General features: G+C 66.1%; 9 protein-coding genes. 6 read left to right on the plus strand and 3 right to left on the minus strand.

Features of this window, described 5'->3' with window-relative positions:
- Nucleotides 1-10: 10 nt before the first annotated feature.
- A complete protein-coding gene (locus tag WBA11_RS19845) occupies nucleotides 11-1,489 on the minus strand; it encodes a hybrid sensor histidine kinase/response regulator (RefSeq protein WP_424522361.1) in 1,479 nt (492 codons plus the stop codon).
- 134 nt (nucleotides 1,490-1,623) lie between these two features.
- Between WBA11_RS19845 and WBA11_RS19850 the strand changes: the two genes are divergently transcribed.
- On the plus strand, nucleotides 1,624-3,006 hold the full coding sequence (locus WBA11_RS19850; RefSeq protein ID WP_424522362.1) for a cystathionine beta-synthase: 1,383 nt from the start codon (nucleotides 1,624-1,626) through the stop codon (nucleotides 3,004-3,006).
- A gap of 58 nt (nucleotides 3,007-3,064) precedes the next feature.
- Nucleotides 3,065-3,379: a DUF3467 domain-containing protein gene (locus WBA11_RS19855; RefSeq protein ID WP_424522363.1), complete on the plus strand. Its 315-nt coding sequence runs from the start codon at nucleotides 3,065-3,067 to the stop codon at nucleotides 3,377-3,379.
- Nucleotides 3,380-3,457: 78 nt separating this feature from the next.
- On the opposite strand, the gene WBA11_RS19860 is transcribed toward WBA11_RS19855, so the two are convergent.
- On the minus strand, nucleotides 3,458-4,804 hold the full coding sequence (locus WBA11_RS19860; protein WP_424522364.1) for an aminotransferase class I/II-fold pyridoxal phosphate-dependent enzyme: 1,347 nt from the start codon (nucleotides 4,802-4,804) through the stop codon (nucleotides 3,458-3,460).
- Between the two features lie 177 nt (nucleotides 4,805-4,981).
- Nucleotides 4,982-6,079, minus strand: coding sequence for an LptF/LptG family permease (locus WBA11_RS19865; RefSeq protein ID WP_424522365.1), 1,098 nt, complete (start codon nucleotides 6,077-6,079; stop codon nucleotides 4,982-4,984).
- Nucleotides 6,080-6,225: 146 nt separating this feature from the next.
- On the opposite strand from WBA11_RS19865, the gene sucC reads away from it, so the two are divergent.
- From sucC to WBA11_RS19885, 4 genes are all read left to right on the plus strand, one after another.
- Nucleotides 6,226-7,398 carry an ADP-forming succinate--CoA ligase subunit beta gene (gene sucC / locus WBA11_RS19870; RefSeq protein WP_424522366.1) on the plus strand — a complete coding sequence of 391 codons (1,173 nt, stop codon included), beginning with the start codon at nucleotides 6,226-6,228 and terminating at the stop codon, nucleotides 7,396-7,398.
- A 64-nt stretch (nucleotides 7,399-7,462) separates the two neighbouring features.
- The gene (locus WBA11_RS19875) at nucleotides 7,463-8,482 is read left to right on the plus strand and encodes an ABC transporter ATP-binding protein (protein WP_424522367.1); all 1,020 of its coding nucleotides are present in this window, start codon (nucleotides 7,463-7,465) and stop codon (nucleotides 8,480-8,482) included.
- A gap of 24 nt (nucleotides 8,483-8,506) precedes the next feature.
- Nucleotides 8,507-8,911 (plus strand): GNAT family N-acetyltransferase, encoded by a 405-nt coding sequence (locus WBA11_RS19880; protein WP_424522368.1) that lies wholly within the window; start codon nucleotides 8,507-8,509, stop codon nucleotides 8,909-8,911.
- A partial coding sequence (locus tag WBA11_RS19885; RefSeq protein ID WP_424522369.1) for a DinB family protein occupies nucleotides 8,908-9,235 on the plus strand: 328 nt, incomplete at its 3' end. The genes WBA11_RS19880 and WBA11_RS19885, both read left to right, overlap by 4 nt.

Consider the following 9,235-nt stretch of genomic DNA (forward strand, 5'->3'; position numbering starts at 1 on the left):
CTCGAGGACGCTACCGCCGCCGGTCCGCCTCAGGCGCTCCCGACGCCACGCGGCGAACGACGGCCACGAGGTCGTCCAGCTCGAACGGCTTCTTGACGACCGCGTCCACGTCCGCGCTCTCGGCGTCGGTGTCGCCGGTGAGGAGGAGCACCGGCAGACCCGGGTGTCGAAGTCGGATTGCCGCGGCCAGTTCTCTCCCGCTCATGTCGGGCATGGACAGGTCCGTGATCACGATGTCGAACGCGTCGTCGTCACCCAAAACCTCGAGGGCAGCCGGGCCTCCGTCGGCGCTCTCGACCGTGTGGCCTCGCAGGCGGAGCAGCTTGGTCGTCACGGTGCGGACCATCATCTCGTCGTCGACCACCAGAATGCGCAGGCCGTCCGCTGGGGCGTCCTCGAGGACGCGCGCCACCTTCGACGCCGGTTTCGGCGTGTCGTGCGAGAACGGAAACACCAGCCGGAAGAGGGTCCCTCGGCCGGGCGCGCTTTCGACCTCGATGCGGCCGTTGTGCTCTTGCACGATCCCCTGGCTCATGGTCAGCCCCATCCCGGTCCCCGCCTGGCCCTTGGTCGTGAACAAGGGCTCGAAGATGCGACGCCGCACGCTCTCCGTCATCCCAACCCCGGTGTCGGCGATCTGGACCGCAGCGGCGCTCGTCCCGGACCGAGCCGTTCGCAGGGACAACGTGCCTCCCGCCGGCATCGCCTGGACAGCGTTCAGGACGAGGTTGACCAAGACCTCCCGGAGCTCCGTCGGTGTCCCCATGATGGGGGGGACCGGGCGGAGCTCGCTCTCGACTCGGATCGCGATCCCCTGGCGCCGCGGCTCGTTGTACCAGTAGGGACGGGTCAGCGTCAGGACCTCTTCTGCGATCTCGTGGAGGAGCACGGGCTCTGCCCGCTCCTTCTTTTCGTCCCGGATGTAGCCCTGGATCTTGCGGACCAACGACGCCCCGTCGCGGGCGGCCTGCTCGAGGGCGCGGAGGTGCCCGTGCGCGTCAGCGGCGGCTTGGAGGTGAACCAAGTCAGACCTCAGCAACTCCGCGTGCCCGACGACGGCGGTGAGCAAGTTGTTGAAGTCGTGGGCGATCCCCATCGACATCCGGCCCAGCATCTCCATCCTCCGGCGCCGCGTCTGCTCGGCCGCCCACGAGACGGGCTCGCGCATGACCTCGCCCGTTACCATTACGGGGAACCGTCCAGGCTCGAGGTCGGGCTCACGGATCGGGTGAAAGTGAAGAAGAACCGGGATCGGCTCGTCGCCGCGAGAGGGGACGAGGTACACCTGGTGGAGCACCTGGCCTCCGCGGATCGCTTCCGTCGTGTGCTCCTGGGCAAAGCGCGCGTCCTCCGGCGGAAGCCGGCCCCACAGGTCGTTCCCGAACACGCTCAGCCACGCCTCGTTCGCGTCGAGCTGGCGGCCCGACGGCGAGATCAAGACCGACAGCATCTCGGGCGCGATAAAAGGGAGCGACGGGTCAGTCTCCATCTCGCAAAGGTAGAAGAGTCAGCGCTCTCGCGCCGACCTCGAGGACGAAGCCGCGTCCCCACCTCGGCACCGACTCCACTGGGAGCGCACACGCACCTCGGTAGCTTCCCGCCACTCACGACGCCCTCTCGACTATGTGGTCCGACTCCATCCTCGACACCATCGGCAACACGCCGCTCGTCCGGTTGCTGACGCTCGGGCGAGACCTGCCGTGCACCGTCTTGGCCAAGGTGGAATTTTTCAACCCCGGCGGGTCGGTCAAGGACCGGATCGGACTCGCCATGATCGAGGACGCCGAGGCCAAGGGCCAGCTCAAACCGGGCGGGACGATCATCGAGGGGACGAGCGGCAACACCGGCGCCGGCCTCGCGATCGCGGGGATCGCCAAGGGCTACCGCTGCATCTTTACGACCACGGACAAGCAAAGCCCTGAAAAGGTCGACGTCCTCCGTGCTCTCGGCGCCGAGGTCATCGTCTGCCCGACGAACGTCGCGCCCGACGACCCCCGCTCGTACTACTCCGTCGCCGCCCGGCTGTCGAAGGAGATCCCCAACTCGTTCTACCCCAACCAGTACGACCACCCCGCCAACGCCGACGCCCACTACCGGACGACGGGACCGGAGCTCTGGGAGCAGACCGAGGGCCGCATCACTCACTTCGTCGCCGGTGCCGGCACGGGCGGCACGATCTCGGGCACGGGTCGCTACCTGAAAGAAAAGAACGCCGACGTCCAGATCATCGGCGTCGACCCCTACGGGAGCGTCTACGCCGAGTACTGGCGCACGGGCGAGTTCAAGGAGTCCGAGATCTACCCCTACGCGACCGAGGGCGTGGGAGAGGACATCCTGGCCAAGAACATGGACTTCTCGCTCGTCGACGACTACGTCCAGGTCGACGATGCGACCACCATGCAGATGACGAGGCGGCTGGCTCGGGAGGAAGGTCTCTTTATCGGGCAGTCCTGTGGGATGGCCGTTGCCGGCGCCCTCGATTGGCTCGAGGCCCATCGTTCAGATCTCACCGACGAGGACGTCGTCGTGATCCTGCTCCCCGACAGCGGCTTCCGCTACCTCTCGAAGACCTACAACGACGAGTGGATGCGCCGGAACGGCTTCCTCGAGGCCGCGACGTTGACCGCCCGGTCCGTTGTCGCCGACCGCTCGTCCGATGCCGTGATCGCCGTCGGCCCAGAGTCGACGCTTGCCCAGGCCATCGAGGCCATGACGGAGCACGGAATCAGCCAGGTCCCCGTCCTCGAGGACGGAGAGGTCGTCGGAAGCCTGAGCGAGCGCGGCGTTCTCGACCGGCTCCTCGCGTCTCCCGACGCCCGTGATCACGCCGTTCGCGACGCGATGGGAGAGCCCCTGCCTGTCGTCGACGGCTCCGTCCGCCTGGACGAGCTGCCCAACCGCCTCGACGGCCCGACGGGCGCCGTCCTCGTCACGACCGAAGACGGCGGGTTTCAGATTCTGACCCGCAGCGATCTGATCTCCGCTTTGGCACGAGTCAGCTCGTAGCCGTTAGGCCTTTCACCCAGCTAGCTCATAGTTTGGGCTCCTATCACCTCCCGATCTCGTGGACGCACCGCCCTCAAACTCCCCGTCGCTCTCCATCGAACTTGCCGAGGACGTCGCCGAGGGGGTGTACTCCAACCTGGTGATGATCGCGCACAGTCCAGAGGAGTTCATCCTCGACTTTATCCGCGTGATGCCCGGCGTCCCGAAGGCCCGCGTTAAGAGCCGGATCGTGGTCACTCCGGGGCACGCCAAGCGGCTGCTCGCGGCCCTGGCCGACAATATTCAGCGGTACGAGGCGCAGCACGGAGACATCGGGGACGTCGTCTCGAACGCGCAGCCGATCCAGTTCAGCGCACCTGGCGGGGAGGCCTAACGGCCCGTCCTCGAGGACGAGCCGTGTCGAAGTGGACGGGTTCGCGACATCCCTCTTGCAGGACGCGTCAGGCAGCGCCTAAAACCCTCCTTCGAACGCGTCGAGAGCGCCGTCGTTCGGCTGCAGGGCGACCTCCGCCGCCGAGTCGTCGGCGAAGGGTCGGACGTGGATGTTCCACACGTCGTCGACAGCTTCGATGAGCCGGTCGAGGTCGTCCTTGGTGTGGGTAGCGCTGACACTGATGCGGAACCGCTGGTCCGAGATCGGCACAGCGGGGGCCTCGACGTGGTTGAGGAAGAGCCCTCGGCGGTGGAAGTCGTGCGCGGCAGCGCGGACGTCGGTCGTCCGCGGCACGGGGAGCGAGAAGATGGCCGTCAAGCCGTTCCCCTCGAGGCCGATCGCTTGGAGCTGCTGCGCGAGGTAGGCGGTGTTGTCGGAGAGTGCGCCGTGGACCTCCGGCTCGTCCTCGAGGACGTCGAGGCCCGCGATCACGGCTGCGCAAACCGACGGCGACAGGGACGCGCTGAAGACGTACGACCGCGAGAAATACCGGAGGTAGTCCACGATGTCCTTGCTGGCCGTCACGAACCCGCCGGAGACCGAGAACGACTTCGAGAACGTCCCCATCACGACGTCGACTTTGTCGGACACGTCGAACATGGCGATGGTGCCGTGGCCTCGAGGACCTGTTACGCCAGTCCCGTGGGCGTCGTCGACGACGAGGATCGCACCGTGCTGCTGAGAGATGTCCGCGATCCGGTCAAGGCGGGCAAGGTCGCCTGACATCGAGTACACGCCCTCGACGCCTACAAAGATGTCTTGGTGGTCCCCGCTGACCTCTTCCAATGCTTGGTCCAGTGCCTTCAGGTCGTTGTGGGCAAACGAGCGGCCGCCGATGCGGCCGAGCTTGAGTCCGTCAAGGAAGGACGCGTGGCTCCGCTCGTCGTAGACCGCGAGGTCTTTGGGTCCGGGCAGCGCGCTCATCAGCCCAACGTTGGCGGCGTATCCGCTCCCGTAAACGAGAGCACTCTCCATCTCCTCCAAGTCGGCCAGTCGCTCCTCGAGCTCACGCTGTAGGGGACCGTAGCCGTTGAGGATCGGGGGGCCACCGACACCGACTCCGTATCTGAGAGCAGCCCGGCGCACGCGCTCGACAACCACAGGGTGAGTCGCGAGGCCCAGGTAGTTGTTCGACCCGAACATCAGCATCGGACGCGTTGCGCCCTCGTGGTCCGTCACGAACACCTCGCGATCTATCGGCCCGAGGACTCGCCGGTAGTGCAGCCCATCGATCCCTGCACCTCTCTCACTTCGAATGCGCTCGGAGAAGGTTGAGGTCCGTCCCTTGAGATCGAGCTGCGTACGGATGCGGACGAGATCTCGATAGGACAGGACCTCTGGCAGATCGTCGGTAGACCGAGACATGATCAATACGTGTGGGGGGACCTCTAGTTACGACAGGGCGAACCGGAGTGAGGCAATTTTCTTGCCCTCGATTGGGACGTAGAATGAGACATAGTGACCTATGTGATTAATAATCTGAGAGTGTGACAACCTCCAGAGGCGTTGCCGGCTACCCTCATATCCACGTGAGGGTTGTCTCTATGCCACCCGGCGGTTCGACGTGATCACCATGGCGGTGGCCACGATTGCAAAAAGGACGTGTGGCAGCCAGGCTGCTACGACCGGCGGCAGCGTGTCGACATACCCGAGCGGCTCGATGGTCTTCTGGAGTGCGAGATAGAGGAACGCGACGCCAAGGCCGAGCGCTAGGTGGACCGCCTGCCCTCCGCGGCGCCTTCTGGCTGCGAGCGGGACAGCTAGGACTACTAAAATGATGTTTGCGAATGGGTAGGCCACTTTCGAGTGGAACGCGACGGTCGGCCTCCCACGCATCGCTACGCCTGCGCGTTCTAGGCTCGAGACGTAGGCTCCGGCCTCGGGTAGCGTGAGGCGCTCGACGTCGCGCTCCGACTGTGCGAGGTCCCGAGGCAGCAGTGACAGGGCGGTATCAAGGCTGGCGTGTCGCTCAAACTGCTCCCGGCCATCGGCGGCAAAGCGACGGATTGTGACGTCTTGGGCTCGCCACACAGAGAGAGAGTCCATCCACTGCATCTGGGACGCGTCCAGCCTTTCTGTGACGGACTCCGTGCTGTCGTCGAACGTGATGAGGCTGACTCGAAAGGCTTGTTGTTGGTCTCGGTCGAAGTACCGCGCAGAAACCACGACTCCAGGCGCGGCCTGGCGCACGATCTCCGAGTCCCCGCCGCCCTCTGGGGCATCTCGGTAGTACTGGTTCTGAAACGTGTGGACGACGGCCTGGGAGCGGGGGACGACCCACCCGTTGAACGCGATCATCCCCGTCGTCGCTACTACGCCCGTCAGGACGAAAGGACGCATAAACCGCCACGTCGAGACACCTGCCATGTGGATGGCCGTGAGCTGCATCGACTGGGCAAGCCGTGCCGTGACGTACACCGCGGCCAGAAACAGCGCGAGCGGACTCACCTGCCGAACGATGTCGGCGAGGTAGTAGAGGTAGTAGCCGCCGAAGATCTGCCCGGTCGTTGCTCCACGGTCCAAGAAGTCATCGACGTACTCGGAAAAGTCGATCGTGACGAAGATGGACGCGAGGAGAGCGACCAAGAGGATGGTCGCCGAGAGGAAGCGTCGGAGGACGTGGAGATCGAACCGAGTCACGGCGGGAGCGGGAGGCCCTGGGAAGATCGGGCGAGAGTGCACCCTGGAGGCGCGTCCTCGAGGTCGGCAGCGGAACGGACGGCGGTAGCTTCGCGTGCCCCACTCTATACCGGGCCGCCGCCCGACCTCAACCCCAACACCGTCCAATGAAAGTCCACGAGTACCAAGCCAAGGAAATCCTCGAACAGCACGGCGCCGCCGTTCAGCGCGGGATCGTCGCTGACACGGTCGATGAGGCCGTCGAGGCCGCGAACACGATGGCTGCCGACGGAGTGACCCAGTTCGTGGTCAAGGCTCAGATCCACGCCGGCGGGCGCGGCAAGGGTGGCGGCGTCAAGTTCTGCCCCTCCATCGAGGACGTGCGGCCGGCGGCTGAGAAGATCCTCGGCATGACGCTGGTCACGCCCCAGACCGGTCCCGATGGCCAGCTCGTCAGGAAACTTCTGGTGACGGCGGCAGAGGACATCGCGCACGAGTACTACCTCGGCGTGACGCTCGATCGCGGCAAGGGCATGGACGTCATCATGGCCTCGACAGAGGGCGGCGTCGAGATCGAAGAGGTCGCCGAGGCCACGCCCGAGAAGATCGTCAAGGTCTGGGTCGACCCGTCGGTGGGCCTCCGTCCGTACCAAGCGAACGAGATCGCCTTCCGGCTCGGCTTCGAGGGGCAGGCGCTCAAGGAGGCGCGCAAGTTCGTCTCGGCGCTGTACAAAGCGTACCGCGGATCGGACGCGACGACCGCCGAGATCAACCCGCTCGTCAAGACCGAAGACGGCCGGGTGGTCGCCCTCGACGCGAAGATCGAGCTGGACGAGAACGCGCTTTTCCGGCACAAGGATCTCGCGGAGATGCGGGACGAGGCCGAGGAGGACCCCCTCGAGGTCGAGGCGGGCAAGCACAACCTGAACTACATCAAGCTCGACGGCAACGTCGGATGCATGGTCAACGGCGCCGGGCTCGCGATGGGGACCATGGACCTGATCAAGCTGGCGGGCGGCGAGCCGGCCAACTTCCTGGACGTCGGCGGCACGGCGAGCGCGGAGACGGTCGAGGCCGGCTTCCGCATCATCCTGTCGGACCCGAACGTCAAGGCGTTGTTGGTCAACGTGTTCGGCGGCATCGTCCGGTGTGACCGCGTGGCGAACGGTATCGTCGAGGCGGCGAACAACATCGAGTTGACGGTCCCGCTGATCGTCCGCCTCCAGGGCACGAACGCCGAGGAGGGGATGCAGATCTTGAAGGAGAGCGGTTTACCGATCGAGAGCGCGATCCGCTTGCAGGAGGCCGCCGACAAGGTGACCGCCGCGCTCGACGCGTAGCCGACCCCGTCGATCAACCTAGAAGGGGCGTCCTCGAGGGCGCCCCTTCTCGTTTCCACGCACTATGTCCGCAGGCATCGAGTTCGCGTCCGTCGTCAAGCGCTACGGCGACGTCGCGGCCGTCGACGGCGTCAGCCTCGAGGTCGCGCCAGGCTCGTTCGTGTCCCTCCTCGGTCCGTCGGGGTGCGGCAAGACGACGCTGCTGCGGCTCGTCGGCGGATTCGAGAAGCCGGACGCCGGAACCGTCCGTATCGGCGACCTCGACGTGACAACGCTCGCGCCGCAGCGGCGGCCGACGGCGATGGTGTTCCAGAGCTACGCGCTCTTCCCGACGATGACGGTCGGTGAGAATGTCGAGTACGGGCTGCGGGTGCGTGGGGTCGGTAAGGCGGATCGAGCGCTGCGGACCGCGCGAGCGCTGGAGCGGGTCGACTTGGGCGGCCTCGAGGCCCGTCCCGTGTCGGCGCTTTCGGGGGGGCAGCAGCAGCGGGTCGCTCTGGCCCGAGCGATCGCGGTTGAGCCGAGCGTTCTCTTGTTCGACGAGCCCCTTTCGAACCTCGACCTGGCGCTCCGAGAGGCGACGAGGGCCGAGCTCAAGTCGCTCCAGCGCGACCTCGGCGTGACGAGCCTGTACGTGACCCACGACCAGCAGGAGGCCCTGGCGCTGAGCGACCAGATCGCGCTGATGCGCGCCGGTCGGATCGTGGCCGTCGGGTCGCCGGAGGAGCTGTACTCGGACCCTCCAACGGCCTACGCCGCGTCCTTTTTGGGAGGTGCCAACGTGATCCGTGACCGCGCCCTGGCCGAGCGCCTTTCGGGTGAACCCATGCCCCACGGGTCAGCGTTGGTCGTCCGGCCTGAAGTGCTCGAACCGGTCGACCTCGAGGTCGAGGACGCGGTCGAGGCCCGAGTGGTGGGGCGGCAGTTTCTGGGCTTGACGTCGGAATGGACGATCGAGTCTGGAGGGCAGCGCCTCCGCGCCTGGACCGCTCCATCGGCAACCACGCCCTCGAGGACGGGGATCATCGCGCGGCGCTGGAGGTGGGTCGAGGACGACGCAGCGCCGACCTCGAGGGCCGAGTAAACTCCGCCACGCCTTTCTCCGACGATGACCAACCCCGACTCTCTTTCTCTCCGCGACGACCTCGAGGGCTTGACGGCCGCTCGGATTGCCACCTTGTACCGCCGGGCACCGCTCTTGCGGAAGACGGACAACTCGGATGCGCTGATGGCGGCGTTCGAAGCCTCCAATCTGGTTCTCACGTTGTGGGAGCGCGACCGCTTGGTGGGCCTGGCCCGCGTGCTGACCGACGGCGCGACGACGTCTTACCTCTGCGACCTGGCCGTGGAGCCGGACGTTCAGGGAGCGGGCGTCGGGAAGCGATTGATCGATGAGATCATGGAGCGCTGCAAGGGGACCGAGCTCATTCTGCGGGACTCGAACCTGTCATCCGGCTTCTACGACCGTCTGGGCTTCCAGCACGTTGACAACGCTTGGGTGCGTCCGGCATGACCGACCTCGACGCGTCGCTCCACACGCTTCTCAAGACCCGGCAGTCACTCGTCGCGATCACGGACGCCCTCGAGGATGACGCCCGGTTGACGGTGCCGGATGGGTTCTCGAACCACGTCCTGTGGAACCTGGCCCACGTCGTCGTGACCCAACAACTGCTGGTCTACGGACTGAGCGGTCTTCCCCTCAACGTGCCGGACGAATGGGTCTTGGCTTACCGGAAAGGGACGTCTGCCACGACGGGAGAGTCCGTCGCGAGCTACGCCGACGTTCGCGAAGCCGCGCTCGAACTCCCCTCGAGGACGCGCGCCGACCTCGAGGCCG

Origin of the sequence: Rubrivirga sp., from assembly GCF_049648075.1 — a bacterium.
Classification (GTDB): Bacteria; Bacteroidota; Rhodothermia; order Rhodothermales; family Rubricoccaceae; genus Rubrivirga.